1 protein-coding gene and 1 pseudogene are annotated in these 837 nt (G+C 68.9%); both read right to left on the bottom strand.

Translation table 11 applies throughout. The annotated features are described in order from the left end of the window. Positions 1-21: 21 nt before the first annotated feature. A pseudogene (locus ASH02_RS27510) lies at positions 22-693 on the bottom strand (DUF222 domain-containing protein); the annotation flags it as partial. 1 nt (position 694) lies between these two features. After that, on the bottom strand, positions 695-837 hold a 143-nt coding region (locus tag ASH02_RS27505), incomplete at both ends, for a hypothetical protein (RefSeq protein WP_442938374.1).

The following is an 837-nucleotide window of genomic DNA, read 5'->3' as shown; positions in this document are numbered from 1 at the left end:
CTGCGGCCATTCGGGTATGGCCTAGGTGCGTTTGCGGAACCGGACGTCACCGTTGGCCATCAGTGTCATGTCGTAGGCGTCGTCGTGGGCACGGTGGTGGTGCCACGAGCACAAGAGCTTGCCGTCCTTGGTGTCGGTCCGACCTCCGTGCAACCAGGACAAGGTGAAGTGGTGGGCTTCGCACCACTTGGCCGGCACCAGGCACCCTTCGGCGCGGCAGGTCTTGTCGCGGATCCCCATGGCGAGGATCTGCGGGCCGGTGAACAACCGTTTCGCGCGGCCCTGGTCGAGCACCTCGGACTCCCCACCCAGGACGGCGGGGACCATCTTCGCGGTGCACGAGAGGCGGCGGACCTGGGTGGCCGAGATCTTGCCACCGTCGGGCAGGACCCCGACCCCGATCCCGGCGAGCAGGTCGGCCAGGTCCATCGTGATCACCAAGGTGGTGCCGTTGCCGCCATGCACCGGGAGGGCGTCGGGGTCCAGGCCCTCGAGGAAGGCCTCGAAGGCCAGCCCACGGCGTTGGTCGAAGGGAACCTTCTGCCCGGTCGCGGGATCGGTCAACGGTGCCGCACCCCCACCCGGGGTGGACTGGTGCCGGGGCGAGGTCAGCGAGTTCAGGATGCCCTTGAGGCGGGCCGCGGCGGCCTCGGACAGGGTGGCGCGCAGCTCCACGGTGCCGTCACCGTTGCGNCTTGAACCACAACCGGGACTTCGCGTGCGCGCGGCGTTCCTCCTCCTCGACCCGCTTGCGTTCCTCGTCCTCACACAACTGTGGAGCGACGATGGAGAGGATCTTGCGGCCCAGGATCCGCAGGTCGTGCGGGGAGTGCTGCG

It is taken from the genome of Nocardioides sp. Soil796 (assembly GCF_001429525.1).
In the GTDB taxonomy this organism is placed as follows: Bacteria; Actinomycetota; Actinomycetes; order Propionibacteriales; family Nocardioidaceae; genus Nocardioides.
Note: the sequence above shows the minus strand (reverse complement) of the source record. Positions and strands in the feature narration are given on the sequence as shown.